Annotated in this window: 29 protein-coding genes and 1 pseudogene; 15 read left to right on the top strand and 15 right to left on the bottom strand. The window is 70.1% G+C overall.

From position 1 onward, the window contains the following. The 3 genes from Vse01_RS28390 to Vse01_RS28380 all read right to left on the bottom strand — a co-directional run. On the bottom strand, positions 1 to 2,318 hold a 2,318-nt coding region (locus tag Vse01_RS28390), incomplete at its 3' end, for a trypsin-like peptidase domain-containing protein (protein ID WP_204019272.1). Then, on the bottom strand, positions 2,315 to 3,181 hold the full coding sequence (locus Vse01_RS29555) for a pentapeptide repeat-containing protein (protein ID WP_232511330.1): 867 nt from the start codon (positions 3,179 to 3,181) through the stop codon (positions 2,315 to 2,317). The genes Vse01_RS29555 and Vse01_RS28390, both read right to left, overlap by 4 nt. Further along, positions 3,171 to 3,560 carry a hypothetical protein gene (locus Vse01_RS28380; RefSeq protein WP_093407332.1) on the bottom strand — a complete coding sequence of 130 codons (390 nt, stop codon included), beginning with the start codon at positions 3,558 to 3,560 and terminating at the stop codon, positions 3,171 to 3,173. Before Vse01_RS28380 ends, Vse01_RS29555 begins: the two co-directional genes overlap by 11 nt. Positions 3,561 to 4,076: 516 nt before the next feature. Here Vse01_RS28380 and Vse01_RS28375 point away from each other — a divergent pair. The 5 genes from Vse01_RS28375 to Vse01_RS28355 are packed head-to-tail and all read left to right on the top strand — an operon-like array spanning position 4,077 to position 9,156. Then, positions 4,077 to 5,039 (top strand): MurR/RpiR family transcriptional regulator, encoded by a 963-nt coding sequence (locus tag Vse01_RS28375; protein WP_093407330.1) that lies wholly within the window; start codon positions 4,077 to 4,079, stop codon positions 5,037 to 5,039. Next, positions 5,036 to 5,785, top strand: coding sequence for a sugar isomerase domain-containing protein (locus Vse01_RS28370; protein ID WP_093407327.1), 750 nt, complete (start codon positions 5,036 to 5,038; stop codon positions 5,783 to 5,785). Before Vse01_RS28375 ends, Vse01_RS28370 begins: the two co-directional genes overlap by 4 nt. Before the next feature lie 26 nt (positions 5,786 to 5,811). Further along, positions 5,812 to 7,215, top strand: a complete 1,404-nt coding sequence (ngcE, locus tag Vse01_RS28365; protein ID WP_093407325.1) for an N-acetylglucosamine/diacetylchitobiose ABC transporter substrate-binding protein — start codon at positions 5,812 to 5,814, stop codon at positions 7,213 to 7,215. A 23-nt stretch (positions 7,216 to 7,238) separates the two neighbouring features. Beyond that, positions 7,239 to 8,180, top strand: coding sequence for a carbohydrate ABC transporter permease (locus Vse01_RS28360; protein WP_093407322.1), 942 nt, complete (start codon positions 7,239 to 7,241; stop codon positions 8,178 to 8,180). Positions 8,181 to 8,193: 13 nt separating this feature from the next. After that, complete coding sequence (locus tag Vse01_RS28355) at positions 8,194 to 9,156, top strand: carbohydrate ABC transporter permease (RefSeq protein ID WP_093407320.1); 963 nt, start codon at positions 8,194 to 8,196, stop codon at positions 9,154 to 9,156. 84 nt (positions 9,157 to 9,240) lie between these two features. On the opposite strand, the gene Vse01_RS28350 is transcribed toward Vse01_RS28355, so the two are convergent. Then, positions 9,241 to 9,948, bottom strand: a complete 708-nt coding sequence (locus Vse01_RS28350) for an ArsR/SmtB family transcription factor (RefSeq protein ID WP_232511329.1) — start codon at positions 9,946 to 9,948, stop codon at positions 9,241 to 9,243. Between the two features lie 64 nt (positions 9,949 to 10,012). On the opposite strand from Vse01_RS28350, the gene Vse01_RS28345 reads away from it, so the two are divergent. The 3 genes and pseudogenes from Vse01_RS28345 to Vse01_RS28335 form a co-directional block, all read left to right on the top strand. After that, positions 10,013 to 10,675, top strand: coding sequence for a hypothetical protein (locus Vse01_RS28345; RefSeq protein WP_198413208.1), 663 nt, complete (start codon positions 10,013 to 10,015; stop codon positions 10,673 to 10,675). After that, positions 10,672 to 11,430: an isocitrate lyase/PEP mutase family protein gene (locus tag Vse01_RS28340; RefSeq protein ID WP_093407314.1), complete on the top strand. Its 759-nt coding sequence runs from the start codon at positions 10,672 to 10,674 to the stop codon at positions 11,428 to 11,430. Before Vse01_RS28345 ends, Vse01_RS28340 begins: the two co-directional genes overlap by 4 nt. Before the next feature lie 132 nt (positions 11,431 to 11,562). Continuing rightward, a pseudogene (locus tag Vse01_RS28335) lies at positions 11,563 to 11,799 on the top strand (hypothetical protein); the annotation flags it as partial. A gap of 12 nt (positions 11,800 to 11,811) precedes the next feature. Here Vse01_RS28335 and Vse01_RS28330 read toward each other — a convergent pair. From Vse01_RS28330 to Vse01_RS28320, 3 genes are read right to left on the bottom strand one after another with little or no spacing between them, the layout of a single operon-like run. Next, the gene (locus tag Vse01_RS28330) at positions 11,812 to 12,219 is read right to left on the bottom strand and encodes a VOC family protein (protein ID WP_093407312.1); all 408 of its coding nucleotides are present in this window, start codon (positions 12,217 to 12,219) and stop codon (positions 11,812 to 11,814) included. Then, entirely contained in the window at positions 12,216 to 12,986 is a 771-nt protein-coding gene (locus tag Vse01_RS29680; RefSeq protein WP_093407309.1) for an arsenate reductase/protein-tyrosine-phosphatase family protein, read from the bottom strand. The genes Vse01_RS28330 and Vse01_RS29680 overlap by 4 nt, the downstream gene beginning before the upstream one ends. Before the next feature lie 60 nt (positions 12,987 to 13,046). Next, the gene (locus tag Vse01_RS28320) at positions 13,047 to 13,640 is read right to left on the bottom strand and encodes a DJ-1/PfpI family protein (protein ID WP_093407628.1); all 594 of its coding nucleotides are present in this window, start codon (positions 13,638 to 13,640) and stop codon (positions 13,047 to 13,049) included. Positions 13,641 to 13,680: 40 nt separating this feature from the next. Between Vse01_RS28320 and Vse01_RS28315 the strand changes: the two genes are divergently transcribed. The 3 genes from Vse01_RS28315 (at position 13,681) to Vse01_RS28305 (ending at position 15,969) form a co-directional block, all read left to right on the top strand. Further along, a complete protein-coding gene (locus Vse01_RS28315; RefSeq protein WP_093407307.1) occupies positions 13,681 to 14,640 on the top strand; it encodes a GlxA family transcriptional regulator in 960 nt (319 codons plus the stop codon). A gap of 31 nt (positions 14,641 to 14,671) precedes the next feature. Beyond that, positions 14,672 to 15,463, top strand: a complete 792-nt coding sequence (locus tag Vse01_RS28310) for an alpha/beta hydrolase (protein ID WP_093407304.1) — start codon at positions 14,672 to 14,674, stop codon at positions 15,461 to 15,463. 128 nt (positions 15,464 to 15,591) lie between these two features. After that, the gene (locus Vse01_RS28305; RefSeq protein WP_093407626.1) at positions 15,592 to 15,969 is read left to right on the top strand and encodes a YybH family protein; all 378 of its coding nucleotides are present in this window, start codon (positions 15,592 to 15,594) and stop codon (positions 15,967 to 15,969) included. Between the two features lie 51 nt (positions 15,970 to 16,020). On the opposite strand, the gene Vse01_RS28300 is transcribed toward Vse01_RS28305, so the two are convergent. Together Vse01_RS28300 and Vse01_RS28295 are read right to left on the bottom strand one after the other, a co-directional pair. Beyond that, positions 16,021 to 16,593, bottom strand: a complete 573-nt coding sequence (locus tag Vse01_RS28300; protein WP_093407302.1) for a class I SAM-dependent methyltransferase — start codon at positions 16,591 to 16,593, stop codon at positions 16,021 to 16,023. Between the two features lie 72 nt (positions 16,594 to 16,665). Further along, positions 16,666 to 17,562, bottom strand: coding sequence for a LysR family transcriptional regulator (locus tag Vse01_RS28295; protein WP_170863510.1), 897 nt, complete (start codon positions 17,560 to 17,562; stop codon positions 16,666 to 16,668). 101 nt (positions 17,563 to 17,663) lie between these two features. Between Vse01_RS28295 and Vse01_RS28290 the strand changes: the two genes are divergently transcribed. After that, positions 17,664 to 18,701 (top strand): SMP-30/gluconolactonase/LRE family protein, encoded by a 1,038-nt coding sequence (locus Vse01_RS28290; protein ID WP_093407297.1) that lies wholly within the window; start codon positions 17,664 to 17,666, stop codon positions 18,699 to 18,701. A gap of 134 nt (positions 18,702 to 18,835) precedes the next feature. Here Vse01_RS28290 and Vse01_RS28285 read toward each other — a convergent pair whose 3' ends face one another. Next, positions 18,836 to 19,777, bottom strand: a complete 942-nt coding sequence (locus Vse01_RS28285; RefSeq protein ID WP_093407294.1) for an SDR family oxidoreductase — start codon at positions 19,775 to 19,777, stop codon at positions 18,836 to 18,838. Positions 19,778 to 19,853: 76 nt separating this feature from the next. Beyond that, a complete protein-coding gene (locus Vse01_RS28280) occupies positions 19,854 to 20,726 on the bottom strand; it encodes a helix-turn-helix transcriptional regulator (protein WP_093407292.1) in 873 nt (290 codons plus the stop codon). Positions 20,727 to 20,900: 174 nt separating this feature from the next. Here Vse01_RS28280 and Vse01_RS28275 point away from each other — a divergent pair, with 174 nt between their 5' ends. After that, positions 20,901 to 21,701 (top strand): phosphotransferase family protein, encoded by an 801-nt coding sequence (locus tag Vse01_RS28275; protein WP_232511327.1) that lies wholly within the window; start codon positions 20,901 to 20,903, stop codon positions 21,699 to 21,701. Positions 21,702 to 21,797: 96 nt separating this feature from the next. Here the strand turns inward: Vse01_RS28275 and Vse01_RS28270 are convergent, their stop codons facing one another. After that, the gene (locus tag Vse01_RS28270; RefSeq protein WP_093407289.1) at positions 21,798 to 23,387 is read right to left on the bottom strand and encodes a DUF6194 family protein; all 1,590 of its coding nucleotides are present in this window, start codon (positions 23,385 to 23,387) and stop codon (positions 21,798 to 21,800) included. A 63-nt stretch (positions 23,388 to 23,450) separates the two neighbouring features. Here Vse01_RS28270 and Vse01_RS28265 point away from each other — a divergent pair, with 63 nt between their 5' ends. Both Vse01_RS28265 and Vse01_RS28260 read left to right on the top strand, forming a co-directional pair. Beyond that, positions 23,451 to 24,212 carry a TioE family transcriptional regulator gene (locus tag Vse01_RS28265; RefSeq protein WP_093407621.1) on the top strand — a complete coding sequence of 254 codons (762 nt, stop codon included), beginning with the start codon at positions 23,451 to 23,453 and terminating at the stop codon, positions 24,210 to 24,212. Positions 24,213 to 24,359: 147 nt separating this feature from the next. Beyond that, positions 24,360 to 25,025 carry a helix-turn-helix domain-containing protein gene (locus Vse01_RS28260; protein WP_093407287.1) on the top strand — a complete coding sequence of 222 codons (666 nt, stop codon included), beginning with the start codon at positions 24,360 to 24,362 and terminating at the stop codon, positions 25,023 to 25,025. Here the strand turns inward: Vse01_RS28260 and Vse01_RS28255 are convergent. From Vse01_RS28255 to Vse01_RS28245, 3 genes are all read right to left on the bottom strand, one after another. After that, complete coding sequence (locus tag Vse01_RS28255) at positions 25,014 to 25,409, bottom strand: VOC family protein (protein ID WP_093407284.1); 396 nt, start codon at positions 25,407 to 25,409, stop codon at positions 25,014 to 25,016. The genes Vse01_RS28260 and Vse01_RS28255 overlap by 12 nt on opposite strands. 167 nt (positions 25,410 to 25,576) lie before the next feature. After that, on the bottom strand, positions 25,577 to 26,545 hold the full coding sequence (locus Vse01_RS28250; RefSeq protein ID WP_093407282.1) for a GNAT family N-acetyltransferase: 969 nt from the start codon (positions 26,543 to 26,545) through the stop codon (positions 25,577 to 25,579). Positions 26,546 to 26,577: 32 nt separating this feature from the next. Beyond that, positions 26,578 to 26,998, bottom strand: a 421-nt coding sequence (locus Vse01_RS28245; protein ID WP_204019271.1) for a GyrI-like domain-containing protein, incomplete at its 5' end; no start/stop codon positions are given.

The following is a 26,998-nucleotide window of genomic DNA, read 5'->3' as shown; positions in this document are numbered from 1 at the left end:
CTGAGCAGCGGATGTAGGACGAACTGGGCTTGGGTGAGGGCGCCGTGTTCATCGAGCCAGTGCAGGGCGGCTTCGATACCTTGACGGGCATCCTCCGGGCGCAGGTCGGCACGGCTCAGCAAGGTCGCGATGACGAAGCTTGCCTCCAGCGCCGTTCGATGCAGCGCCAGCCAGACGGTCGCCACGTCGATCAGGTGGGCGGCCTGTGGCGTGGCGACGGTGCGCAGTCCTTTGTAGAGGATGTGGCGCGCCGGCAGTGATTTTCCGTGCTCGGTCAGCCAGGGTTCCCCGAGTTGCGGCCAGTGCTGGAACAGCGCCTGCGCCCATGCGGAGTTGTCCAGCACCGAGCCGAGGGCGTAGGCGCCCACGTCACGCTGGCTGGCCAGCAGCAGGCCGGCCGCGTCCGCGTTGGCGGCCAACCAGGCCGTGCAATGCCCGGCGAGCGGCCCGTCGCGTTGCTGGAGGGCCATGTCCCGCAGCAGCCGGTCCAGGTTCATGGCGTACCGGCCGATGGTGCGGGCACTGGTCAGACACGCGTCGAGGATCCGGTCGGCGACCTTGGTGCGGACCGTGTCGAGGCCAGCCCGCACGGTGGTGTGCTCCAGCAACTGGTCGACCACGATGTCGTGCACCGGCGCCAGGCCGTCCGGCGTGTGGATCATCCAGCCCATCGCGAGCAGGACGTCGAGCAGGTGCTCGGCGCGCGACTCGTCGCTCTGCTCGACCCGGCCGCCGCAGGCGACCAGGGCGGGACGCGGCTGCGGAGTGGCGGCGGCCATCGCGGCGTAGACCTGTAGCCGCAGGTCAGGGTCGCGCGCGTCGTCCAGCCGCTCGGCGTGATGCAGCAGGTCGTCCTCGTTGAGCCGGCGGACCAGCCAGTCCAGGAGGTTCTCCGGCCGCAGGTCGCCGATCGCCGTCGACAGCCGCCCCCGATCCGCCTGTGCCTCGGCCGCAGCGGCGATCAGGGTGGCGATGACCGGTCGTCGGCCGCACAACTGCGACAACCGCTCCTCGCCGAGGATCGTTCGCGCCCGGGGGGCCAGCGCGGTGACGACCTGGTGCCGGATCCGGTCAAGGTGCTCGTCGTCGGGTCGCAACTCGACAGGTTTGAACACCTCGGTGAGTGGGGTGTTGTCCTTCTGATGGAACCAGCCGGGCCGGGCCGATCCGAGCAGGGCCAGCCGGATGCCACGGGCACGCGCGGCCGGCAGCAGTCGGTGCCGGATCGCCGGGTAGTCCAGGGCGCTGAGGTTCAGGTAGTCGATGATGATCAGCAGGCGTTCGTCGGCGCAGCCGGTCACCACCTCGATCAGCTGCTCGGTGGTGACCAACGGCTCGCCGGGGCGGACGTGCAGCACCCGCCAACCCGCGTCGACCGCGCGGCCGGCGACCTCCAAACAGGTGCGGGTCTTGCCGATTCCGGCCTGACCGACCAGGAGCAGGCCGGACTGGCCGGCCTGCTCGTCGAGGCGCTTCAGCAGCCGTACGGGATGGGTGGCGGCGTCGCTGTCGGCGGGTGACACGTACGGCAGTCGGTCGCCGCGCAGGTTGTCGGCCAGCTCGGTCAACGCCTCCGCGTGTTCGACGATTCCGGTCGGCAGCAGCTGCGGTGGTTCCCGTTCGACCTGGTCGAGCGAGGTGCCGACCAGGCCGGCGAAGGCGGGGTCGGTGAGCAGCCGGGTGATGCGTACCGCGTCCAGCCGGCCAGGACCGTACCGGGACGGCACCGCCACCATGACACCCAGCAGGAGTTGCCGATCGCCCGCGGTCAGCAGCGGGGCACCCGAGTAACCGCTGTGCGGGTGCGGCTCCAACACCGGCGTGCCGGTGTCGTCGCGTACCACCGCACCGGTGTCGTCGCGCTGTGGCTGCGGCGGCTGCGGCGCGATCCTGGTGGAGTCCAGGGCGTACCGGTGGTCCTCGAAGCCGAGGCTGGGCATGACCTGCCCGGGCAGCTCGTCGAGGTGGCGGCCGTCGGGCGTGACCCGGACCCAGGGATAACCGACGGTGAGACAGGGCACCGGCCGATGTCCGTGCAGCTCGCCGTAGCGGATGCGAGTCTGCTCGCGGGACCAGAGCGGCACGTCCATCCGGATCAGGGCCGCGTCGGCGTCGAGGTCGTCGCCGCGCCAGATCACCGTCGCCCGGTGCTCCGGCTCGGTGGGGCTGTCGCTGCGGGATACCCAGGTCGGCTCCCCGCGGGCACCCACGACGTGACCGGCGGTGAGCACCAGGTCCTCCCCCACGGCGTACCCGGAGCCGAGCAGCCTGCCGCGCACCTTCACCACCTGTTGGACGTGCGGCTCCAGTCCCGTCACGAGAGGTGGCCGGCGCAGGTGTGACGGTTGTCGTCGCTGTTGGTGCCGTCGGGGCAGATCGTGTTCCGCCAGACGACCCCGCCGATCGAAGCGCCGGTCAGGTCCGCGCCGGTCAGGTCGGCGTTGGTGAAGTCGGCGTGGTCGAGCTTGGCGTCGCGCAGATCGGCGTCCCGCAGGTACGCGTCGACGAAACGGGCGTTGCGCAGGTCGGCGGTCGGTTGGACGGCCGGCGGGTTGGCGGCCCAGGCGAAGGCCACGATGCCGATGGCGGCGACAGCGGTGGCCAGCATCAATTTACGCAGGGCGTGCCGGAACTGGTTCTTCAGCGCCTCGTGGGTGGCGGTGTCCTCGATCGCGGTGATCCGTTCGTCGAGGTCGGCGATCCCGGCCGCCAACTGCGTCCGTACGTCGTCAGCGGTCGACGGCTCGCGCTGTGCGGCAATCAGTTCCTCGCGGGCGGTGATGATGTCGGCCGGTGTGGAGAAGCCCTGGAGGTACTTGGGGTTGCGCCGGAAGTGCTCCACGACCGTGGTCAACTCGGATCGCCGTTGCGTCCACGCCGCGTCCAGGTCGCTGACCAGCACCAGCTTCGGGAGCAGAATCTGCACGGCGGTCCAGATGGCGTAGACCACAGTGGAGAGCCCGGCAGCCGCACCCGTTACCGCGACCCACAGCCGGGCGCGGTCGACGGAGTCGGGTACGCCGAGCGGGAGTTCGCCGATGCTTGACAGTTGGCTGCCGGCCAGCATTGCCGCACCCACCGCGGCGGCGCTGGCCACCAGCCACTTCGCCGCGTCACGGATGCGGTCGTTGCCGCGTTCCAGGGCGTCGGTGCCGCCGGTGGCCTCCCCCTCAGTGATCATCACGTTCGATGTCCACACCGGGCTTCGGGCGGACGATCGGCGGCAGTTGGGCGCTGCCGATCCAGTTCGGGTCGAGGCCCACCTCGGTCTCGTCCGCGCCACGGGTTATCCGGTCGGCGTTTCCGGGCTCGATGTCGTGGGGTTGTCGGTGCCGGGGAACGGGAGAGTGCCGTGGCTGCCGCCATGGATAGAGCGTCAATCGAATGCGATGTGCGTGGGTGTTTTCGACAGGCGCAAGATGCCACGTGACGCCGCTGCCATTCTCCCGGGTGACCAGGTGCAGTTCCACGTCGACGCTGTCTTCGGCAGCGCCGGATGTCGATCGCTGCAGATCCCGGATCAGCGCGGACAGTGCGGTGGGCAGGGAAATGTCCGGCACCAGGCCTCCAACATGGACTTCGACTGGCAGCTGCTTGCAACTGAACGTTAACCGACCGGACAAGGCGCCGAATCCACCGGTAGGTGTATCGGCGGTGGCCTTACGAAGGGCATCGAATCGACGAGTCGGTAATGCGACTTTCCTGGGACGGCTCGGGGTGATTCTGCTAGCCATTGACGACTCGGCCGGCGAGCGAATGTTGACAAGAGGCCGACGGGCTCAACGACCGGCGCGGCCGAGCGGGCGTGCCGGCGGGTGGAGTGGTGCCTGCCCGCTCCGGGGTGACCGGCAGCGGCGAGGGTCCGTCGGCCACGGCGGTGCCGGACGCCGCCCCAGCTCCCTGATCGGCGGGCGTTCATGCTGGTCGTGGCGGCTTCCGGGGCGGGGTGTGGGGCTGCAGGGGACCCGGTGTCGCAGGTAACAGTTTGAAAACTTCGCCCACGGTCTTGACATGGAGGGGCCTTCAGTAAGAACTTTTACCACTAACAGTTAACAGTCTTTTCCGAAAGGCGTCCCATGGTTGATCACGAGGCGGACACCTCCGCGGGCACCGCGGTGGCCGACGTCGATGGGGTTGACCGCCGGGGCGCACTGGGCGTTGCCTCCGACGGGACACTGGCCCGGGTCCGTACCGGTGCCGCCGAACTGACCGGCGCGCTGCGGCGGGTCGCCGAGCACGTGCTCAGCGACCCGGAGGCGGCGGCCCGCGCCACCATCGTGGAACTGGCCGAACGCAGCGGCACCTCGCCGGCCACGGTCACCCGGTTCTGCCGCGCGATGGGCTTCGACGGCTACGCCGACCTGCGTCTGGGTATCGCCGCCGAGACCGGTCGGGCACGCTCGGCCGGCTGGACCGTTGACATCGGCCGAGAGATCCAGCCCGGCGACCCGCTGGAGCGGGTACTGGAGCAGATCATGGCCGCCGACACCCGGGCCATGCATGACACCGCCGCGCTGCTCGACCTGACCGAGGTCGAGCGGGCCGCCGTCGCCATCGCCGGTGCCGAGCGGGTGAACATCTTCGGTGCCAGCGGCAGCGCCCTCGTCGGCGAGGAGATGCAGTTCAGCCTGCACCGCATCGGCGTGGCCGCGTGGGCCTGGAACGACGTGCACTCCGGGCTGGCCGCTGCCGCGCTGCTGCGTCCCGGCGACGTGGCGTTGGGCATCTCGCACAGCGGCCAGACCCGCGAGGCCATCGAGATGCTCGCCGAGGGCGGCAGCCGGGGTGCCACCACCATCGCGCTTACCGGATTCCGTCGGTCGCCGCTGGCCGAGTTGGCCGACATCGTGCTGCTCACCGCCAGCCAGGCCACCACGTTCCGGCCGGACGCGCTGTCGGCCCGGCATCCTCAACTTGTCGTCCTCGACCTGCTCTACATCGCGGTCGCCCAGCGCACCCACGACCGCGCCCACGCGGCCTTCCGGCGTACCGCCCAGGCCGTGGACGGGCACAAGGCAGCGAGGGAGGCCAGCGCATGATCAGCGCCCAGGGGTACGCCGACGCCGTCCGGCCAGTCCTCGACCGGCTGGTCGAGCGGGGTGCCGAGTCGCTGGGCCGGGCCGCCGACCTGATCGCCGCCAGCCTGCGTGACGGTGGGGTGTTGCAGACGTTCGGCGCCGGACACTCGGAAGCCTTCGCCGCCGAACTGGTCGCCCGGGCCGGCGGGCTGGTACCCACCAACCGGATCTCCCTGCACGACCTGGTGCTGCACGGCGGTGCCTCGCATCAGGTGCTCGCCGACCCGAAGCTGGAACGTGACCCGGCCGTCGCGCATCAGCTCTACGCGATCGCCGCACCCCAGCCGCAGGACGTCTTCGTGGTGGCGTCCCAGTCCGGCATCAACGGTTCGGTGGTCGAACTGGCGCTGCTGGCCACCGAACGCGGTCACCCGCTGATCGCGGTCACCTCGGTCGAGCACACCGGACGGGTGGCCCCGCGGCACCCGTCCGGCCGGCGGCTCGTCGATCTCGCCGACGTCGTGCTGGACAACGGCGCGCCGTACGGCGACGCACTGCTGCCGCTCGAGGGCGGCGGCGCGGTCTGTGCGGTCTCCTCGGTCACCTCGGCGCTGCTGGCGCAGCTGCTGACCGCGGAGGTCGTACGACGGTTCCACCAGGCCGGAGAGGCACCCCCTATCTACCTCTCCGCCAACGTCCCCGGTGGGGACGAGCACAACCTCGCCCTCGAGTCGCGGTACGCCGGGCGACTCCGGCGCACCGCCTGACCCGACATCACAAGGAGAGTCACACGATGTCCGTTACCCCCGATCTCGACCGCCGGACCCTGCTGCGCCGCGCGGCGGCCGCGGGCCTCCTGGTGACCCCGGCCGCCGGTCTGCTCAGCGCCTGCGCCGGCAGCACGCCGAGCCAGAACGACGACAGCGCCGGGGAGAAGAGCAACGACAACCCCTTCGGCGTGCAGGACGGCAGCGCCGTGAAGGTGGTCATCTTCAACGGTGGGTTGGGTGACGCCTGGGCCAAGGAGGACCAGGCGATCTTCAACGCCAAGTACCCCAACGTCACCGTCAACATGAGCTCCACCCAGAAGATCAAGACCGAAGAGCAGCCCAAGATGGCGACGCAGCCCAGCGACGTCGTCATGAACTCCGGCGCCGACATGATGGACATCAGCACCCTGGTCAACGAGGGTGCCATCGAGCCGCTGGACGACCTGCTGGCCGCCCCGGCCTGGGACAGCGAGGGTACGGTGGCCGACACGCTGCTGCCGGGCACCGTCGGTGACGGCACCTACCAGGGCAAGTTCTTCGTGGTGAACGTGGCCTACACGGTCTGGGGCAACTGGTACAACTCGGTGTTGTTCGACAAGGAGGGCTGGACGCCGCCGAAGACCTTCGACGACTTCTTCGCCCTCGCCCCGAAGATCAAGGCCAAGGGCATGGCCCCGTACGTGTACGACGCCGTGCACGGCTACTACCCGCGCTGGGCGCTGATGGCGACGGTCTGGAAGTCCGCCGGCAAGCAGGCCGTCATCGACATCGACAACCTCAAGGAGAACGCCTGGCGGGCCGAGGGCGTCCTGCCGGCGCTGGAGGCGTGGGAGAAGCTGGTCAAGGACAAGCTGCTGCTGCCCGGCAAGCTCGACCACACCCAGTCGCAGCAGGCGTGGCTCGACGGCAAGGCGGCCTTCATCCAGGTCGGCACCTGGCTGAAGAACGAGATGGCGGCGACCATCCCGCCGGGCTTCGAGATGAAGATCTCCGACTACTGGGGCCTGGGCGCCACCGACAAGGCGCCGAACGACGTCTACGCCGGCGCCGGCGAGGGCATCGTCGTCCCGGCCAAGGCGCCGAACAAGGCCGCCGCCAAGGAGTTCCTGCGCGCGGTGCTGTCCAAGGCCGGCTCGGCGAAGTTCGCCGAGCTGACCAAGTCCCTGGCCTCCACCAAGGGCTCCGGCGACAACGTCCAGGACGCCGCTCTCGCCAGCGCCAACGAGCTGATGAAGAACGCCAGCTCGGACCTGATCTCGATCAAGCTCTGGAACTTCTACGCCGACCTGGACAAGGAGAGCCAGAACCTGTCCGCCGAGTTGATGGCCGGCCGGTTGACCGCCGCGCAGTTCGTCGACAAGATGCAGGCCGCCGCCGACAAGGTCGCCCAGGACTCGTCGATCACCAAGCAGACCCGCGACGCCTGATCCGAACGGAAAGAGTGAGTCCCATGCGGCACGGTGTTGCGCGTTTCGTCACGGGTTTCCTGGCCCTGCCGGTCGGGCTGTACCTCTTCTACGTGGTGTGGCCCTTCCTCCAGGCGGCCGGGTACTCGCTGACCGACTGGGGAGGTTACTCCGACAGGCAGCAGTTCGTCGGGCTGGACAACTACCTCCGGCTGTTCTCCGACGAGCTGATCAGGAAGGCGTTCTGGCACAACGTCTTCTTCCTGATCACCGTGCCGCTGTTCACCATCGCGCTGGCCCTGTTCCTCGCGTTCCTGCTCAACGTGGGCGGACGCGAGGACAAGGCCGGCATCCGGGGAGTGTTCGGCTCCGGCCTCTACAAGGTCATCTTCTTCTTCCCGCAGGTGCTGTCCCTGGTCGTCATCGCGGTGATGTGGCAGCAGATCTACCGCGCTGACGGCCAGGGCCTGATCAACGGCATGCTGATGAAGATCGGGCTGGTCAGCGAGGACGACCCGATCACCTTCATGTACGACCCGGAGCCGTTCCTCGGCGTACCGGCGGTGCTGTGGTGGCTGTTGCTGATCGCGGTCTGGAGCGGCGCCGGCTTCTACATGGTGCTCTTCTCCGCGGCCATGCAGTCCATCCCGAAGGACGTCTACGAGGCGGCCATCCTGGACGGTGCCGGCCGGTTCCACACCTTCTTCCGGATCACCCTGCCGCTGCTGCGGGACACCGTCTCGGTGGCCTGGGTCTACCTGGGCTTCATCGCCCTGGACATGTACGCCCTGGTGTTCGTCATGACGCCCAGCCAGGGTGGCCCGAACCACGCCAGTGAGATCTTCGCGTCGGTGCTGAACTTCACCGCCTTCCAGAAGGGTCAGTTCGGTTACGCCTGCGCGATGGGCGTGGCACTGGCGATCTTCACGATCCTGCTGGCCGCTCTCCAGCTGAGGATCACCCGTCGTGAGCGGATCGAGTACTGAGGAGACCTGGACGATGAGCACGGTGACCCACACTCCGGGTGGCCTGGCCGGCCCCGACCAGACTCCACCACCGGGTCGTACGCCGGCACAGCGCGCCGCCGTCGGCGGCGGCCGGGCCGGAGCGCGCTTCTTCAACGGCTTCTCACACCTGTTCCTCGCCGTATGGGCGATCATGGTGGTCTACCCGCTGCTGTGGGTGGTGATGTCGGCGCTCAAGACCGACTCGGAGGTCATCCGCAAGCCGCTGTCGCTGATCCCCGAGCAGTTGCAGTGGGGCAACTTCGCCCGAGCCTGGACCGAGGGGCACATCGGGTCGTTCTTCCTCAACACCATCCTGGTGCTGACCGGCAGCGTCTTCCTCACCATGCTGCTCGGCTCGATGGCCGCCTACGTGCTCGCCCGCTACGAGTTCCCCGGCAACCGGCTGATCTACTACATGTTCCTGTCCGGGCTGACCCTGCCGATCTACCTTGCCGCGGTGCCGCTGTTCAAGGGCGTCTACAACACCGGCGTGGTGCTGCCGTTTCTCGGCCCGAACAGCCACGTCATGCTGATCCTGGTCTACGTTGCCTGGTCGCTGTCGTTCACCGTCTTCTTCATGCACTCGTTCTTCCGTACCCTGCCGAACGCCATCGCCGAGGCGGGCATGGTCGACGGCGCGTCGCACAGCCGGTTGTTCTTCAGCGTGATGTTGCCGATGGCCAAACCGGGCCTGATCAGCATCGGCATCTTCAACGTCCTCGGCCAGTGGAACCAGTGGTACCTGCCGACCCTGCTCATGCAGTCGGTGGCCGGCGAGCCGAAGAACCAGGTCATCTCCCAGGGCCTGATCGAGCTGTCGGTCAACCAGGGCTACCGCTCCGACTGGTCCGGCCTGTTCGCCGGGGTCACCATGGCGATGCTGCCGGTGCTCATCGTCTACATCGTCTTCCAACGTCAGGTGCAGTCCGGCCTCACCGCCGGCGTCAGCAAGTAACCGCCGCCGCGCAGGACGTGCTCGGTCCGGGAACCAACGGCCTCCACCCGAGTCCGACCGGTCCCGGACCGAGCGCGCGACACCTCAGACGCCCTCCCCGTCGAGGGTGATCCCCAGCTGGTCGCGCAGGGCCGCCTGCCCGGCGGCGGTGAGGCGTACGGCGCGGCCGGACCCGATGCGCACCACCCACCCGTGGCCGAGAAACCGCTCGCACAGCTTCGCGCCAACCAGTCCGCCAAGGTGCTCCCGGCGTTCGGTCCAGTCGAGGCAGCCCCGGACCAGCGGCCGGCGGCCCGACCGGGGCCACGCCGGATCCCAGCCGAGCAGGTCGATCAGCCAGGACCGGCCGGCCGGGGTGAGCGCGAAGCCGCCGCCGTTGTCCAGCAGCCCTCGCCCGATCATCGCCTCGGTCACCGCCACACCGAGCCGTCCGGCCAGGTGGTCGTAGCAGGTCCGGCCCCGGCGCAGGGCCGCGCTGGCGGTGGCCGCCCGCAGACCACCGGTCCGGTCGGGAGGCGGTTCGAACCGGGCCGACAGGTCCTCCAGCAGTTGCGCCACCGAGGGGTCGGCGAGTTGCACGTACCGGTGCCGGCCCTGGCGACGCTGAACGAGCAGACCGCCCTCGACGAGGCGGTGCAGGTGCCCGGTGGCGGTGGAGGGCGCGACACCCGCGTACGCGGCGAGTTCGCTCGCGGTCCACGCCCGGCCGTCGAGCAGCGCGAGGCAGATGCCGGCACGGGTCTCGTCGGCCAGCAGCGCCGCGAGCCCGGCAAGGTCGGCAGCGGAGGTCACCGACCCATTGTCGGGTACGACAGTTCGGTGCTCACCGAAGGATCGTGGTCGTAGCCTTCGCCGCATGCTGGAGATACGCGGCCGCGCGGCCGCCCTCGCGGTGCTGACCGACCCGACGTTCGTCGTGCCGCCCGTCCCACCCGCGTCCACCGGCGTCGCCTGGCTGCGTGCCACGGTGGGCCGGTTCAGTTCCGGCATCGAGTACGAGCGCCGGCGCGGCTTGTCCGTCGCGATCCTGGACGCGATCCCGCTGGAGCCGCTACGCCATGCCGGTGACTCCCACCCGGTGGCGGTCCTGGCCCCTCGGCTGGGAGTCACCCGTCCCGTGGTGCAGTTGATCCGCGACGTGGCGCAGGCGTACCAGCCCGGCACCGGTGACGAGTCGCGGGCCGACCCTGCCGTGCATCGGTTGGTGGCGCTCTTCGGCGGCAGATTCGACGAGCCGACCGCCGCCCGCATCGGCGTGCTCGTCCAGGCCTGCGAGGCAACGGCCGTCCTGATCGACCGGACCCGACACCGTCACGTCGACGAGGTGCTGCGTGACGATCCGCCGGTGCCGGCGACCAAACGGCAGGCGACGGTCACCGCCACCGTGGCCGGTATGACCGTCGAGGCCGGTGAGGTCGTACGGGTGCCCCTGGCCGGTGATCTGGCGTTCGGTGCGGGACCTCGACGCTGCCCCGGCCGGGCCCACGCTCTCGCGTTGGTGGCCGGAGCACGCGGATGAGCGGCGGCTTCGCAGCGCTGCACCGTGTCGACGACCCGCTGGTTCTGCCGAACGTCTGGGACCTCGCGTCGGCCCGGTTCCTGGTCGAGGCCGGGTTCGTCGCGCTCGGTACCACAAGCCTCGGCGTCGCGGCCGTCAACGGCCTGCCCGACGGCGCGGCCGTCACCGGGGCCGCGACCGTGTCGCTCATCCGCCGGCTGGCGGCGCTGCCGGTACACCTCACCGCCGACATCGAGACCGGATCGGTCGCCGCGGCGGTCGCGGTGGCCGAGGCCGGCGCGGTGGGCGTCAACCTGGAGGACGCCATGGGTCCGGCGCCGGAGCACGCGGCACTGATCCGGTCGGTGAAGCGGGAGGTGCCGGGGCTGTTCGTCAATGCCCGTACCGACACGCACTGGCAGCGTCCCGGTGACCTGACGGAGGCGGTCGACCGGGTTCGACGCTACGCCGACGCCGGCGCCGACGGCGTCTTCGTCCCCGGTCTGGCCGAGCCCGCCGACATCGCGGCGGTGGTGGCCGCCGTCGACGTACCGGTAAACATCCTGTACCTGCCGGCCCGGCACACCGTGACCACCCTGGCGGAGCTGGGTGTGCGGCGGATCAGCACCGGCTCACTGCTGTTCCGGGCGGCCCTGGCTGCCGTCGTGGACACCGCGACAGCGGTACGCGAGGGGCGCGCCGTACGCCCCGACCTCCCGTCGTACGCCCAGGTGAACGTCGGGCCCGGCGAGCGCGCCGCCGGGGACGTCCCCTGACGGTGCCGGTCGGCGGTCGCGTCATGCCTGCGATGTCGGCGAGACGAGAAGTCGTCGCACGGATAGGCGCGCCAAACCGCGTTGCTGCCGACATCCCGATGGAACCAGTCCGCGGGTGGGTCAGCTCACGACGTGGTCCAGCTTGGCATGATCGCCTGTGTCGGGATCGTGCCGCTGGCGCTGATCTGTGGGCCGCTGCGGGAGATCCCGTGGTTCTGGACGGTGGTGGACCTGTCTTTCGCCGTCGGGGCGTTTCCGCCGTTGTGGTTCGCGTACCGGCACATCCGGGCGATCGAGTCGCAGCGGGCCGAACCGGCGGCATCGACCCGCTCGTCGACCCACGAGACCGCCGGGCCGGCCCGTCCGTGACAGTGGTTCCGCTCAGGACGTGGCCGTTGCGCCAGCGGCGAGGCGGTGGGCGGGTTGAAACAGTTCGATCAGGTTGCCGGCCGGGTCGGCGAGCAGGATCTGGCGTCCGCCCGGGCCGCTGACCGGCTCGCTGCGGAACGACACTCCGACGCCGCGCAGTCGATCGATCTCGGAATCCAGGTCGTCGACGACGAGGTGGATGCGGTTGCGGCCGGCGGCGGCGACGTCGGTGGGGGTGGCGCGGGCACCGGAGCTGGCCGGCCCGGACAACAGCAGCCGTAGCGGGCCGCGCACCACGTCGGCGAAGGCGGGGGCGGCGCTGGTGTGCAGGGCGAACCCGAGATGCGTGGTGTAGAACTCGACGGCGGCGCTCACGTCGTCGACGAGGTAGCGGACGCTTGCGTACCGGGGGTCTGTCATGGCCGGATCTCCTTCGCGGGCCGGGCTGCGGTGAGCACGGGTAGTAGATGTCGGACGCGGATGTCGATGTCGATCGCCAGGCGGTGGAAGGCGGGATAGTCGGCGGCCGTCGCGGGATCGGGGATGCTCCAGTGGACCCGTCGGGGTTCGTGGGGCAAGTCGGGGCAGACCTCGCGGGCCTTGTCGCACATGGTGATCACGTAGTCGTACCGGCGGCGGGCGACTGTGTCGAGGTGTCGGGGCTGCTGCCCGACGACGTCGACACCGAAGCTGTCGCGTAGTACGCGGACCGCGTGCGGATGCAGGCCCGACCTGGGTCGGGTGCCGGCACTGACCACCCTGACCTCGTCTCCGGCGCGGCGGTGCAGCAACGCCTCGGCGATCGGTGAGCGGGCGCTGTTGCCGGTGCACACGAAGAGCACACTCAGCCTCCGCGATCGTTGTCGATCAACCGGGGGAGGCGTCGTCGCGGCGAGCAGCGCGGGATGCAGGGCCCTGCCGGCCTCGGCCAGTGCCAGGGCGCAGGAGTCCAGATCGAGGTGGTAGTAGCTGTCCCGGCCGTCGAAGCTGCTGCGCGAGGCGCTGACCAGCCCGCCGTCACGCAGCAGCCGAAGGTGGTAGGAGACCAGGTTCTGCGGCTCGCCGACCAGCGCCACCAACTCCCGGACGCGGAGATCGCCGGTCGCCAGCTCGGTCAACAGTCGCCAGCGCAGCGGATGGGCGGCCAGGTGCAGGAATGACGGAGTGGTACGACTCGATGACGCCACGACCAGATATTACATCAAATCCGCTTGATGGGTTGGGTTGACCTGCCGGTTTCGGCATCGCTACCTGGTCGTGGCCGGGTTCTTCCAGACCGGGCCGCGCAGAGCGAAGTCGATGGTGGCAGCCACGGTGGCAGCGCGTTCCGTGCCGTACTCCCGCTCGGTCAGCCACAGGCCCAGATCGATACCGGCGCTCAACGCGCCCGCAGTGACCCGGTCGCCGTCGTCGACCACCCGCTCCTCGATCACGTGCACGCCGTAGGCGCGCAACTCGTCGTACGCGTGGCGATTCGTCGTGGCGTTGCGCCCGGTGAGCAGACCGGCCGCCCCGAGCAGCATCGCGCCGGTGCAGACCGACGCCATCCACCTTGCGGAACCGGCGACCTCAGCCAATCTCCTGGGCAGCACGCCGGCCTGAGCCTGCGCCCAGGAGCCCTGCTCGGCCCGGTTCAGCCAACCACCGCCGACCACGATCACTCCGTCCGGGCGATCCAACACACCGGGAACGTTCAGCTGGACGCCCCGCATGCTGCGAACCGGACCCGGCCCCTCCGCGACCACCAGATCCACCTCGAACCCGGCACTGGACAGCACCTCGAACGGGCCGAAGGCATCGAGTTCATCAAAGCCGTCGAATACGACGATCTCTACTCTCACCCGTACAGCGTCGCGATCGCCGCCAGGACGGGCCAGTGGCATGCTTGCCATCGTGCGTGAGGAACCGGCCATTCATCGCGTTGCTGTACTGGCTCTCCCTCCGGTCGTGGCGTTCGACGCGGCCATCGCCACGCAGGTCTTCGGCCACGAAGGTCTCGGCAGGTACGAGGCTGTCCTCTGCTCGCTGCGGGCCGGGCCGGTGCCGACCACCACACCCGGGTTCGGTATCACCGTCGCGGCTGGCCTCGAAGCGGTCGCCACCGCCGACACCGTCATCGTGCCCGGGTTCCGGCGCGGGCCAGCGCCGGCAGCCGCGCTCGACGCCCTACGCGCCGCGCACCAGCGCGGGGCCCGGATCGCCGCCATCTGCAGCGGCGCCTTCGCGCTGGCCCAGGCCGGCCTGCTCGACGGCCGTCGCGCCACCACCCACTGGGTCCACGCCGCCGCCCTCGCCAAGGAACATCCGACCGTGCAGGTCGACCCGGCGGTCCTCTACGTCGATGAGGGCACCGTACTGACCAGCGCCGGCCTCGCCGCCGGCCTCGACCTGTGTCTGTACCTGATCGGTCTCGACCACGGCCAGCAGGCGGCCATCCAGCGGGCCCGGCACATGGTCACACCGCTGCACCGCGCCGGAGGACAGGCCCAGTACACCGTGGCGAGCGCCGTGGTGGTGGGGGAGCGGCTCAGCGGCGTGACGGACTGGGCACTGGCCAACCTGCATCGGCCCATCACGGTGGCCGACCTCGCGCGGCAGGCGATGCAGTCGACCCGAACGCTCAGTCGCGCCTTCGCCAGGGAACTGGGCACGAGCCCGCGCGCCTGGCTGATCGCGGCCCGGCTACGCAGGGCCTGCGCCCTGCTCGAAAGCGGTGACCTGACCGTCGAGGAGATCGCTCGCCGCAGTGGCCTGGGCAGCGCCGCCAACCTCCGGCTTCAGTTCCGCCGGGCGTACGCCACCACTCCGCTCGCCTACCGGGCTGCGTTCCAGCAACGCTGACCGGTTGTGAACGCGTGCGTCCGATGGTCGAATGCGGCTCATGACGGCAGCCTGCCGAGAGTCCTCGTTGCTCTTTCACGCCGCCGACGGCAGCGAACTGCCCTTGCTGATCTTCGAGCCCCTCGCCGGCACACCGCCGCGTGCCGGCATCGTGCTGTTCCATGGCGGCGCCCTCCGCGAGGGATCGGCCGACGGGCTCGCCCCGCACTGCCGACAATTGGCGTCGCGCGGGATCCTCGCCGGTTCAGCCGGGTATCGGCTGCTCGGCCGCGGCGCTGCCAGCATCGACGACTGCATAGCTGATGTTCGGTGGGCGATCGACCAGTTCGCCCGGGTGGCCGCGGTGCGCGGGCTCGAAGCGTCGCACCTGGCCTCGGGCGGCAGCTCAGCCGGGGCTCACCTCGCGGCTGTCGCGGCGATGACCCCGGCGGCGTCCACCACGGCAGCGGAGCCCGGCAGCGCGGCCGTGGTGGCTCTCAACCCGGCGGGATCGAATCTGCGCTCGTTCGATCCGGCAGCGCAGCGCCGCCTCGAACGGCAGGTCGGCATCGCACCGGGCAGACTGATCGAGTATTCGCTGATCGAGCTCGTGCGGCCGGGGAACCCGCCGATGCAGATCCACCACGGCACCCGCGACGAGGTCGAGCCGATCGACTCGGTGCGGCAATTTCGGGACGCGATGGTGCGCTCCGGCAACGAGTGCGTGCTCATTGAGTACGAACAGGCCCGCCACGGATTCCACTACCCCGACGACAGCAGGCACTTCGACGACGTGCTCGATGCCACGGCGCTGTTCCTCCTCGACCGGCTCGCGACGAGGTGACCGGGCAATGTCCCGATTGTCGAAGCCCTGACCGGGGCATCCCACCCCCTCCCTGACGGTTCACCAGTGACAACGCGTCATACGTCTACCGCCGCCCGGCACGCCCTCGGAATGGCATGGTGTTGTCCATGAACAGAAAGCAGGTCGCCGACTGGATCGCTGCCTACGAGCAGGTGTGGCGGACGCCGGGTACGCAGGCGCTGGTCACGCTCTTCACCGATGATGCAAGTTATCAGCAGGGGCCGTACTGGACGCCCGTCGTCGGCCTGCCGGCCATCGCCGAGATGTGGAACCAGCAGCGCAAAGGCCCCGACGAGGTGTTCCAGATGACCACGGAGATCGTCGCGGTCGACGGCGACACCGCGGTGTCGCGTCAGGAGGTCCGCTACGGCGACCCGGTCGACCAGGAGTACCGCGACCTTTGGATCATGCGATTCGCGGACGACGGACGTTGTCGGTCGTTCGAGGAGTGGCCGTTCTGGCCGGGACAGCAGCCGGCTGCCTGATCGAAGCGGCCGGCCGTAGGCACGGTCAGGTGTCGGATGCGGCGGGCGGGCTCAGGTGGCGGTCGCGGCGATGGCCGCGTACCGGCGGTCCGGGCGGTCCGGGAACTGCTGTTGCAGGCGCTGAAGCTCGGTGAAGCCGGCCCGCGTCAGGCGAGCGGAGAACTCGTCGACTGGCCAGCGGTACGCGGTGAGAACCTTGTGGTCGAACTCGGCCACCTCGTCTTCGCTGTCGAAGAAGCCGATCACCAACCGCCCGGACGGGGTCAGCATCCGGCGGAACTCGGCGAGCACGTGGTCCAGTTCCGGTGGTGGCAGGTGGATCGTCGAGTACCAGGAGAGGATGCCGGCCACCGAGTGGTCGGGGACGTCCAGTTCGGTCATCGAGCCGAGCCGGAACGCCGGCCCGGGGAAGTTCGCTCGGGCGTGGTCGATGAACTCGGGGACCAGATCGATGCCTGTCACCTCGACGCCGAGCGAATGCAGGTAGGCGGTCCAGTGGCCGGGGCCGCAACCGAGATCGAGCACCGCGCCGTCCAGGCCGGCGAGCTGGTCCCGGATGAGCGCCGTGTCGTCCGCGTGGGCCTGCCCGCCGCCATCGAACAGTGCGATGTATTGCGCCGACATTGACGAATAGGCATCGCGTACCGGCTGGTTGCTCACCGTGGCACTGTAGACCCGGGCCGGGGCGTCGGGCGGTTACCCCGCCCAGCCGCGCTGCCGGGCGAGGTGAGCAGCCACGTCGACGACGACCGCAGCGGCCGGCGACAGCGCATCGCGTCGCCACACCAGCTCCAGGTCTGGTGCCGGGAGGTCGTCGGTGAGGGTGAGGACGATGCCGTCGACCGTGGGCAGCGCGGCAAGCGACCGGGGTACCAGCGAGAATCCGGTGTCTTCGGCGATGCCCACGCGACGCCAGCCGAGCTGCTGGCAGTCCCGAGCGGCGAACTGCACGTCCGCGCGGGCGCAGGCGGTGAAGACGGCAGCGCGGTAGCCGGGCGTCAGGTGTTCGGGCGGCAGGTTGAGCGGGCCGATCCGCAGGTCGCTCAGTGCCACGGTCGGACGCCCGGCAAGCGGGTGCCGGGGACCGACGACGGCGACCAGCGGCTCCCGTCGTACCGTCTGCCGGGCGAGGTCCGACTGAGCAGTCGCGCCCCGCGACAGCACCAGATCGAAGCGGCCGGCGCGCAACCCGGCATCGAGTTCGGTCGGCCATGCCTCGCCCGTGCGAACGGTGAGGTCCGGATGCATCGCCCGCAGCGCGTCCAGCAGTTGCGGCACCACCTCGTGTGCGGCGCTGGCGACCGTTCCGATGTGCACCGTGCCGGCGCGGCCCTGCCCGGCCGCCCGCGTCGCCCGGACCATCGCGTCCGCGTCGCTGAGCACCTGACGCGCAGACGCCACGAAAGCCGTCCCGGCCGCGGTCAGGCGGGTCGGGCGGCGGGTGAACAGCGGTACGCCGAGCTGCCGCTCCAGGTCGCGGATCTGTCGACTCAGCGGTGGCTGCGCCATGTGCAGACGCTGCGCGGCCCGCTCGAAACTGCCCTCCTCGGCGACCACCACGACGTACCGCATGAGGCGTAGATCCACCGACATACCGCGAAGGTACCCGCCCATACCTCATGGATCTTGTCGGTGACTCATCACCGGGGCCACGCTCGATGCGACAAGCCTGATCGGAAGGAAACGTGCGAAACATGCGACGACTGCTCGCGATTCTGATCGTCCCGGTGCTCGGCGCGCTCGGCGCCGTACCTGCGCCGGCGTCAGCGTCTGTGCCGACCTCGGCGTTCGGTGCCCCCGGCCCGCGACCGGACAGTTACGTTCTGGCCGGCGACGACGCCTACCCCGAGGGCATCGCCCGCGACCCCCGGAGTCCGTACTTCTACGTCAGCAGCCTGACCGACGGGCGTATCTACCGCGGTGACGTCCGCTCCCCGCGCACCACGGTGTGGCTGCCCGGCAACGCCGCCGACGGCCGGACCACCGCCGGCGGGATGAAGGTCGACCATCGCGGCCGGCTCATCGTCGCTGGCGGAGGAACCGGGTACGTGTGGGTGTACGACACGCGCACCGGCGCGCTCCTGCACCGCTTTGCCACTGCCGCACCGAATTCCATGCTGAACGACGTAGCGCTGACCGCCAACGGCGACGTCTACGTCACCGACTCGTTCCAGCCGACCCTCTACCGGATTCCTGCGGCGGACCTGCGCGGTGGCACGGGCACCACCAGGCCGCTACCCACCTTCCTCGACCTGCGCGGCACCAGCATCGAGTGGAACGCCGGGTTCAACCTCAACGGCCTGGTGGCCACCCACGACCAACGCCACCTCATCGTCGCCGACTACAACGACGGCGCGCTGCACCGCATCGACCTGCGGCGGCGTACGGTCCGGGCGATCGATCTGGGCGGCGCCACGGTGCACGGCGACGGCCTGCTCGTACGCGGCCGCACGCTCTACGTGGTCAGCAACATCGACGGGAACGGCAACACCGTCAACGTGCTGCGGCTCAATCGCCGCGCTGACCAGGCAAGGCTGCTCGGGCGACTGACCGACCCCGCGCTGCACGGCCCGTCGACGGCGGCGTTCGACGGTCGCGACCTCCTGGTGGTCAACTTCCAGTACGGTGCGGAGAATCCAGTCCTGCCGTACACGGTGGTGCGGCTCGGTGCGGGACTTGCCTGGCCTCCCGTATCCGGGGGACGGACGACGTCCGACGACCGGCTGTCCTGAACGGTCTCCCGGCTGGACCTGTGCTTCTCCCACGACCTGTGGGTGACCGGGGCCGACACCCCTGCTACGGGCGTCGGCCCCGGTCACGATGAGCTGACAGGCTATGGCGTCGCCCAGCCATCATCGGCCGGAAGTCAGCTCAGGCGGGGAATCGCAGTCCCGATCAGCCGCTCGGAGACCTCCCAGAGTCGGCGGGCGTCGTCGTCGCTGCGCAGCGGAGCCCACAGCTCGCGCTGCGCGGGCGCGCCGCCGACGTCGCCGAAACCCTTGGGGCCGAAGAACTGTCCGCCGTGGGAGTCGGGGCCGGTCGCGGCCAGCAGCGCCGGCAGTGCCGCCGAGGAGACCGTGCCGGCCACGCCGAGGCGGGACATCAGACGGATCATGCGGACCGAGGTGGTGTCCTTCGCGCGGCCCATGCCGGGTTGCGCGGCGAGCAGATTGGTCGGCGACACCCCCGGGTGAGAGAGGTTGCTGGTGATGCCCCATCCGGCCGCCGCGCTGCGATTCTGCAGCTCCCGGGCGAACAGGCCGATGGCGATCTTGGACTGGGCGTACGCCTTCATCGTTTCGTAGCCGCGTTCCCAGTTGATGTCGTCCCAGTTGATCGCTCCGCTGCGGGCGGCGACGCTGGTCTGGTGGGTGACCCGGGCCCGCCCCTGCCGCAGCAGCGGCAGCAGTCCCTGGGTGAGCGCGAAGTGACCGAGATGATTCGTGCCGAACTGCAGTTCGAAGCCGTCCTTGGTGAGTTGGCGGGTGGGCGGGTTCATCACACCGGCGTTGTTGATGAGGATGTTGACCGGGCGGCCCTCGTCGACGAGTTGGCTGGTCAGGGCGGCCACCGAGTCCAGCGATGACAGGTCGAGCGCGCTGGTGCTGATTGTGGCCCCGGGGACGCGGCTGCGGATGCGGTCGGCGGCCTGTTGCCCCTTCGCCGGGTTGCGGACCGGCATGATCACCTGTGCGCCGGCCCGGGCGAGGCGGCCGGCGATGACGAAGCCGATGCCGTCGCTCGCGCCGGTGACGACGGCGACCTTGCCGGACAGGTCGGGGATGGTGAGGTCGAAGTGGCGGGCCATTGTCGGTCTCCTCGTGTCGGCGATCCGATCGAATCTGCGGATGCGATTCGATCGTCGGTGCCCGCCGACGGCGGATTCAGGGCCTTCGGAGCCACGGATCGGCGATCCCACGATGAGCGTCGCCGCCGAGCACGGCGAGCAACTGGAGCTTCTCGTAGCTCTCGCTGCCCGGCACTGCGGTAAAGATGTGCAGGTAGTGGGACTGTCCCGGGTCGACGAGTGTCTGGCAGTTCAGCTCCAGCAGACCGAGTTCGGGGTGCACGAAGTTCTTGCCATCGTCCGGGCGCAGGCCGACCTCGTGCTGCTCCCACAGCTTGCGGAACTCGTCGCTGCGCTCAAGGAGCAGCTCGGTGAGCTGCGCCGCCCGGGAGCCGGGGCCGCGCAGTGTCGCGATCTCCCGGGCGCCTGAGGTGAACATGCGGGACAGGAAGCCGTGGTCCTCGGGCGCGTACCGCCGGCGGGTGGCCGGGTCGGTGAACCAGCGGTAGACGATGCTGCGGGCGGGACCGGTGTAGCCGGTGGTGTCGCCGGTGAGGGCGACGCCGAGCGCGTTCTGCCGGAGCGTCTCTCCGAGTTCGCTGACGATCTCGGCCGGGGTGTCGTCGAGACGGTCGAGTACCCGTAGCAGGCCAGGACTGATGTGGTCGCTGGTGGCGCCGCGCGGCGGAGGACGGTGCCCGGCCAGCCGGAACAGGTGGTCGCGCTCGTCGAGCGACAGGTGCAGGCCCTGCGCGATCGAGGCGATCATCTGCTCGGACGGGTGTGGCCCGCGTTCGCGTTCCAGCCGGGAGTAGTAATCGGTCGACATGTGGCAGAGCAGGGCCGCCTCCTCGCGCCGCAGGCCGCTGGTCCGGCGGCGCGGTCCGCGCGGGAGGCCGACGTCCTCGGGCTGCAGCGACTCCCGGCGGCGCCGGAGAAAGTCGGCCAGGCCGGCCCGGTCGATCGTCATGTGCGCTCCCTGTCTCGGTCCTGCCTCCTTCCTACCGGCCAGGTGACCGGGGCAGCCACGGATCGCCGATCCCCCTCTGCCTGCGGAGGGGGCTGCTCGCTGTTTCCTGGCGGGCAGGCCGGGGGCGCTGCCGAGCAGCCCAGTGGGCCAGCCCATGGCCGACCCGATCACGCCGTGGATGGCACCGGCAGCGATGACCGCAGCGGCGTCGTTGATCGGCCCTCGATAATGGCCGGCGTGGAAGAGGTCACGGTCGTCGTCGCCCATGATGAGCGTGCGACCCTGCGCGTCGGCGATGTGTTCCTGAAGGTGGACAGTGATCAGGCGCGTATCGATGTCGAGGTCGAGGCGATGCGGCTGGCGCCCGTGCCGACTCCCGAGGTCCTGTGGCGCAAGCCGCCCGTCCTCGCGATCACTGCTCTCCCCGGCCAGGCGCTCGGCCGCCTCGGCGAGCCGTCGCCCGCGTCACCGGCGGCGTGGGCCGCGGCGGGCGCGGTGATCCGGACGCTGCACGAGGCGCCACCACCGCCGTGGGCCGGCAGGAAGCTCGTCGGGCTGGACGCGGAACTCGAACGCGAATGCGCCTGGCTCGTCGACAGTGGCGTCCTGCCAGCCGACCTGGTCGACCGCAACCGCGAGATAGCCGAGGCCGCGCTTCGGCCGTGGACGCCGGTGTTCATGCACGGCGACCTGCAGATCACCCACATCTTCACCGACGGCGACCAGGTCACCGGCGTGATCGACTGGTCCGAGGCGGCGCCCGGCGATGCGCTGTACGACCTGGCCGTGCTTACCCTCGGGCACGAGGAACGCCTCGATGATCTCCTGACCGGTTACGGCACCGACGTCGACCGGGATGTGATTCGCGCCTGGTGGTCGCTGCGCAGCCTGCTGGCTTCCCGCTGGCTGATCGAACACGGCTTCGACCCGTCCGCGCCCGGCTGCGAGTTCGACGTACTCAGATCGCGGATGTGAGGAGCAACGCCCGGCGTCCGGGCCCATCACCCTCGGACCCGACGGCAGCCTGTGGACGGCATTGGAAAACGGCACCCTGGCCCGGATCGTCGGGGCTCAGTCCGGCTGGTCAGCCGCCCGACGTGCGGCGCGTTCGTGGCGGTCGACGGCTCGGCCGTGAGCGATGGCGAGGAGTCGGTCGATCTCGGGCAGCAGGTGCGGGCCGGGCATGACGATGCTGCCGAAGCCGTACAGCGCGTAGCCCGGGTGCGGTACGACAGTGTCCAGCCGGGCGAAGTCGAACTCCTGCCGGTGCTCCTCGAACGCCTTGGGTGGGAAGCCGAACAGCCTCTCGAACTCGGCTCGGCCCAGGTCGAGGTTGAGGCGGAAGACGCCGGGACGGTCGAGCTGGGAGGCGTCGTCGAAGCCGGGCACGTCGTGGTCGACGATGGTGGCGAACGGCTGGCGGCGGTCGGGGCCGACGTAGAAGAACCGTTCGCCGCTGGCACCCTCGGGTGATCCGTTCTCCTCGTTCGTCACGATCTGCTCGACGCCGGGTAGTGCGAGAATCCGGTCGGCGAGCATGGCCGCGTCGACGCCGGTCGGGATGTGCAGCACCGCGTCGGCGTGGTCGATGGTGGCCTGATCGAGCGGGAAGTAGCGGTGATCGTGCGTTCTCCGCTCGGCCGCTGGTATCTCGGCCGCGCGGACGTACCGCGGAAGCATGCTTCCCCGCTGAAGTCTGCCTTCGTAGGTCGACCGGGCCGGCGCCCCGATGCCGAGCGCGGGGCTCGCGCCGAGACTACCGACGATCACCGCGTACCGGTCATTCAGCAGCGACGCGACAATGGCACCGGCGCCGGCCCACGAGACGTCCTTTCCGGCCATGGTCATCGTGCTCGATTGGCGCTGGAGGTGTGTGTTGTGCGCGAAGACCAGCGTGGGTCCACGGTGTGCCTCGGCCGATCGGATCTGAAGCAGGTTCTCCGCCATCAGCGCGTCTCGGACCCCGGCCAGGCGGGCGAAGCGTTCCTCCCGCTCCAGCGGCGCGGCGGCCGCCGCGTGGTAGCGCAGCACCGCGACAGCGGACATGGCCTGCACGAACGCTGCCGGCCAGCCCTCGGCCAGTCGGGGTGCGTTCAGGTACAGCTCGATCAGCAGCTCGTCGGCGATCACCCGCAGGCGCTGGGCGTCGGCCGAGCGCCCGATCGACCTACCGGGTTCCCAGATCGCTGCGGTGTCGCTCCACCGCGCCTCGTCCCCGATCAGGTCGTCGATCTCCGTCGATCGATCGAGGCCGAGGAATTCGCAGGTCCGGATGAGGTAGGGCCGGGGACTCGGGGCACCCTCGATCTCCAGCGGGGCGTCGAAGCCGTGAAACGTCAGGCGTTCGGAGGACGGTCGCCCGGCGTTCCACTCGCGCATCCGCAGCAGCAGATCGCGGTTGGCCGGGGCACCGCCGAACCCGTGGCTGAACCCTTCGGTGAGCGCACGGTCGAGCGTGACGGCGGTGGAGCCCTGGACGAACTCGTTGGCGATCAGCCCCGCCGCCCGGTCGCTCTCCAGCGCGATCGACCGGTAGCCCTGCACGGCCAGCGACATGAAGGTCTCGTTGCGGATCTGAAGGAAGGCGGACTCGCCGTGCGTCGGCTCACCGAGCGCGAGCAGCGCCGGTGGTACGGCAAGCAGGTCAAGAAGGGACGTCATTGCATCGACCGTATCGTTGAACTACCGGTTGAGACTTTCCAGCGACGGAGCGAGGTGACCGCCATGAAACCCTCCAACCCAGGGGTACGCCGACCAGTCGATCTCGCGCGCCGTCACGGCCTTTCCGCGCAGGCCGTGCGCAACTACGAGCGGGATGGCGTGCTGCCGCCGGCCCAGCGCAGCCCGACCGGCTACCGCCGGTTCACCGAGGTGCACGCAAAGGCGCTGAGCGCCTATCTCGGGCTGATCGTGGGCCACGGCTACCCGGCCAGCGGTGACATCATGCGTGCCGTCAACCGGGGCGACATCGACGCCGCGCTGCGTACGATCGACCACAGCCACGTCCTGCTTCAGCGCGACAGGGACACGTTGGACGCGGTGGAGACGGCGGTCGCCGTCCTCACCGGTTCACCGCGGCAACCACAGGGCCGGAAAGCAGTGCCGATCAGCATGCTGGCCCACCGTCTCGGCGTACGACCCGCAACCCTGCGCAAGTGGGAGCGGGCCGGGATTCTGCAGCCGGCGCGTGACCCGGCCACCGGCTACCGCGACTACTCACCGGACGATGTCCGCGACGCCGAACTCGCTCACCTGCTGCGTCGCGGCGGGTACCGGCTCGACCACATCGCCGGAGTGCTGCGTCGGGTGCGCGAAGCCGGTGGCACCGAACCGCTCGCCGCGTCACTGCGTCAGTGGCGGGAACAACTCACCGCCCGCGGCCAGGCCATGCTCACCGGGGCCGCCCGGCTCGCCGAATACCTCGACGCGGACACCCGGGTCCGCCGTACGGCATTGACCCCGCCGGAACGCCCGCCCATACCGTAACCCTGGCGGCGGGCTACCGGATGAGGCAGAACGGGTGGCCGGCCGGGTCGGCAAAGACCCTGAAGCGCCACGGCAACCCGCACAGAAGCATGTCGCTCGATCGGGCATCCTCGTGAGTTGTCGTGCCCGGGTGGGAGGGTTGAGGGCGTGTACGAGGAATGGTCCGCACCGCTGCCGTACGTCGTGGCCTGGCGGAGTGTCACGCCGCCGGACGGTGGATCCAAGCGCATCGTGCCGGACGGCTGTCTCGACATCATCTGGTGGGACGGCACGGTTTTCGTCGCCGGGCCGGACACGACCGCCCAGGTCGAGTCTGTTGTGCCTGGTAGTCGGTACGTTGCGCTGCGGTTCGGCGCGGGCACCGGGCCCGGTGTGCTGGGCGTGCCCGCCTCCGAGTTGGTCGATCGGCGTGTGCCGCTTGACGCGGTGTGGCCGGCGGTGGTCGTGCGGGCCATCGCCGAGTCCGATGATCCGGCCGCCGCGCTGACCGAGGCCGCGAGCCGGCGCTGGCAAGGGGTCGACCGGGTGATGGTTGCTCTGGCCGGTGCCGCGCAGGCCGGGTTGCCTGTCGGGTCGGTCGCCGAGCGGTGCGGGCTGAGCTCCCGACAGTTGCAGCGGCGCTGCAACACCGCCTTCGGTTACGGGCCGAAGACCTTGCAGCGGATTCTGCGGTTGCAGCGGTCCCTCACGCTGGCCCGGTCCGGTCGGTCGTTCGCGACGGTGGCGATCGATGCGGGCTACGCCGATCAGGCCCACCTCGCACGCGAGGTACGGGCGATGGCTGGCGTGCCGCTGAGTGCTCTACTGCGGTGACGAGTTCCAGGCGAAGAGATCCACGACGTTGCCGTCCGGATCGCGTACCTGTGCATAACGCTGCCCCCACGGTGCGTCCCAGGGCGCGTTGACCGACCGGTGTCCGGCGGCGACCAGGTCGCCGTGGCATCGATCCACCTCTGCAGCGTCGGCGCAGAGAAAGGCCCAGCCACCGGAGGGCGGTGCCGGCTGGTATCCCGGGTCGAAGGACTGCAACGAGGCGTGCGTGTCCCACATGAGACGGATACCGCCCGCAACCGTCGTCTCGACGTGCGGCTCCTGCTCGGCACCGTCCGGAAACTCCAGGCCGAGTCGCCGATAGAAGGACAGGGACGCTGCCATGTCGGCCACCGCGAGGCCGATCGCGTTGAAGGTGGGTGCCATGAATCCGACCGTACGAGCATGCCGCCGGAGAAGTCTTGAACGAATCGGACACCGGTCAGCGTCCGGTCGGCCCAGAAGCTGCTCGGTGCCGGGCACGGGCGGCGGTGGACCACTGACTCCGGCTTAGGCCGAGGACGAGCGTCTGGTTGGCGCGCTCGTAGCACCGCTCAGAAACGGATCAGCCGGTGCAGCCGGAGGAACGTGTCGGTGAAGCCCAGCTTCGGCCAGGCCCGCGAGGAGAGCAGGTTGGTGACCCGCCAGTCGGTGACCACGCTGTCGAAGCCCGCCGACACCGCCCAGTCGATGACCGCGGTGCCGAGGGCTCGTCCGGCGCCGACGCCGCGCGCGTGCGGGAGGACCGCCGCGAACCCGAGGAACCCGGCGTGCTCCGGGCGGGCCAGGCTCAGGTGGGCGCTCGACTTCTCCAGCGCGCAGCCGATGGCAGAGCCGATGACCTGGCCGTCCGCTTCGGCCACGAAGGTGGCGTACCCGGGGTTGTCGATGTCGGCCGTCCATTCGGCGACGGCCTCCTCCAGGGTGCCCATCGGACCGGCGGAGAAGGTTGGGGACTGTCCCTGGTGCAGCGGCAATTCAAGATCGAGTTGAGCGAGCAGCGGGATGTCGGCCCGGGTCGCCCGACGCACCGACAGCCCGGCCGGGGTGACCGTTGCCGACCGTGCGGCGGGCCGGATGGCGTGCGCGTGCTGCTGGCCGAAGCCCAGCCGGAACCAGGCTTGTACCAGCTCCGCGTCGTGTGCCGGAACGACGGCGTAGTGCGCCGTGCGGCCCTCGTCGACCCAGCGGGTGGCGGCGAGCGCGTACAGGTCACGCATCACCTCGGGATCGGTGGTCGCCATCCCGGCGGCCTCCACCCAGATGTTCGGCCCCCACAGCGGTGACGGCTTCGGCGCACCGAGGACGAAACCCACCGGGCCACCGGCACGGTAGGCGACCGCCCCCGAGGCGTCCGGCGTCTCGTACGCGGTGGTCAGCTCAGCCAGCGCCGCGGCGGCGTCCTCGAAGCGGGCGGACAGCAGCGGCTGGGCGACGCGGTGCCGGCGGTGCCGGTCGGCCAGCAAGGTGGCGCAGGCAGCCAGATCCGCGGCCGTGAACGGCCGTAGCTCGGTGCGGGACATGGCCGGCACCCTACGCGCCGCCGGTGTCGCGGTCATCCTGGTTTCGACGGCGCGGATGCGGCCCCGGCGGTGACCGGCTGTCGCAGGATGGTGCGCTGTTTCTCGGGCGCGACTCTGCGGAAGTCACTGAGATAGATCTCGTGGTGCTTCCCGGCCATGCGCAGCCCCTGGGCCGGGATGAACTCCTCATGCAGTTGGGCGAGCACGGCTGCCTCGTTGTCGAAGGCGCCGACGTGCAGCGTCTGCACGCAACGTCCTTCGGACAGGGTTTCCAGGCGGACGTCATCGAGGCGTACCGGCTGATTCTTCGCCCCGGCCTGCGCGAAGGCGGCGTCGAACATGGCCCGGTCGACCCAGTCCGGGACCATGAGCAGCAGGGTCCAGTTCCACCGTGACTTGTCCCGCGAGGTGGTGAAGGCGGCCATGTCCTCGGCCCACCACAGGCCCTCCAGC

Source organism: Micromonospora sediminimaris, from assembly GCF_016863575.1.
GTDB lineage: Bacteria > Actinomycetota > Actinomycetes > Mycobacteriales > Micromonosporaceae > Micromonospora > Micromonospora sediminimaris.
This window is presented reverse-complemented; position numbering and strand designations above follow the sequence as displayed.

Coding starts and splice junctions, on each gene's coding strand:
- Vse01_RS28270 (WP_093407289.1), bottom strand. CDS start 23,387: ATGACGTCCCTTCTTGACCTGCTTGCCGTACCACCGGCGCTGCTCGCG.
- Vse01_RS28250 (WP_093407282.1), bottom strand. CDS start 26,545: ATGTCCCGCACCGAGCTACGGCCGTTCACGGCCGCGGATCTGGCTGCC.
- Vse01_RS28340 (WP_093407314.1), top strand. CDS start 10,672: ATGAGCGGCGGCTTCGCAGCGCTGCACCGTGTCGACGACCCGCTGGTT.
- Vse01_RS28305 (WP_093407626.1), top strand. CDS start 15,592: ATGAACAGAAAGCAGGTCGCCGACTGGATCGCTGCCTACGAGCAGGTG.
- Vse01_RS28360 (WP_093407322.1), top strand. CDS start 7,239: ATGCGGCACGGTGTTGCGCGTTTCGTCACGGGTTTCCTGGCCCTGCCG.
- Vse01_RS28280 (WP_093407292.1), bottom strand. CDS start 20,726: ATGACGATCGACCGGGCCGGCCTGGCCGACTTTCTCCGGCGCCGCCGG.
- Vse01_RS28375 (WP_093407330.1), top strand. CDS start 4,077: ATGGTTGATCACGAGGCGGACACCTCCGCGGGCACCGCGGTGGCCGAC.
- Vse01_RS28295 (WP_170863510.1), bottom strand. CDS start 17,562: ATGTCGGTGGATCTACGCCTCATGCGGTACGTCGTGGTGGTCGCCGAG.
- Vse01_RS28300 (WP_093407302.1), bottom strand. CDS start 16,593: ATGTCGGCGCAATACATCGCACTGTTCGATGGCGGCGGGCAGGCCCAC.
- Vse01_RS28255 (WP_093407284.1), bottom strand. CDS start 25,409: ATGGCACCCACCTTCAACGCGATCGGCCTCGCGGTGGCCGACATGGCA.
- Vse01_RS28315 (WP_093407307.1), top strand. CDS start 13,681: ATGCTTGCCATCGTGCGTGAGGAACCGGCCATTCATCGCGTTGCTGTA.
- Vse01_RS28285 (WP_093407294.1), bottom strand. CDS start 19,777: ATGGCCCGCCACTTCGACCTCACCATCCCCGACCTGTCCGGCAAGGTC.
- Vse01_RS28355 (WP_093407320.1), top strand. CDS start 8,194: ATGAGCACGGTGACCCACACTCCGGGTGGCCTGGCCGGCCCCGACCAG.
- Vse01_RS28290 (WP_093407297.1), top strand. CDS start 17,664: ATGCGACGACTGCTCGCGATTCTGATCGTCCCGGTGCTCGGCGCGCTC.
- Vse01_RS28310 (WP_093407304.1), top strand. CDS start 14,672: ATGCGGCTCATGACGGCAGCCTGCCGAGAGTCCTCGTTGCTCTTTCAC.
- ngcE (WP_093407325.1), top strand. CDS start 5,812: ATGTCCGTTACCCCCGATCTCGACCGCCGGACCCTGCTGCGCCGCGCG.
- Vse01_RS28265 (WP_093407621.1), top strand. CDS start 23,451: ATGAAACCCTCCAACCCAGGGGTACGCCGACCAGTCGATCTCGCGCGC.
- Vse01_RS28330 (WP_093407312.1), bottom strand. CDS start 12,219: ATGACAGACCCCCGGTACGCAAGCGTCCGCTACCTCGTCGACGACGTG.
- Vse01_RS28345 (WP_198413208.1), top strand. CDS start 10,013: ATGCTGGAGATACGCGGCCGCGCGGCCGCCCTCGCGGTGCTGACCGAC.
- Vse01_RS28370 (WP_093407327.1), top strand. CDS start 5,036: ATGATCAGCGCCCAGGGGTACGCCGACGCCGTCCGGCCAGTCCTCGAC.
- Vse01_RS29555 (WP_232511330.1), bottom strand. CDS start 3,181: ATGATCACTGAGGGGGAGGCCACCGGCGGCACCGACGCCCTGGAACGC.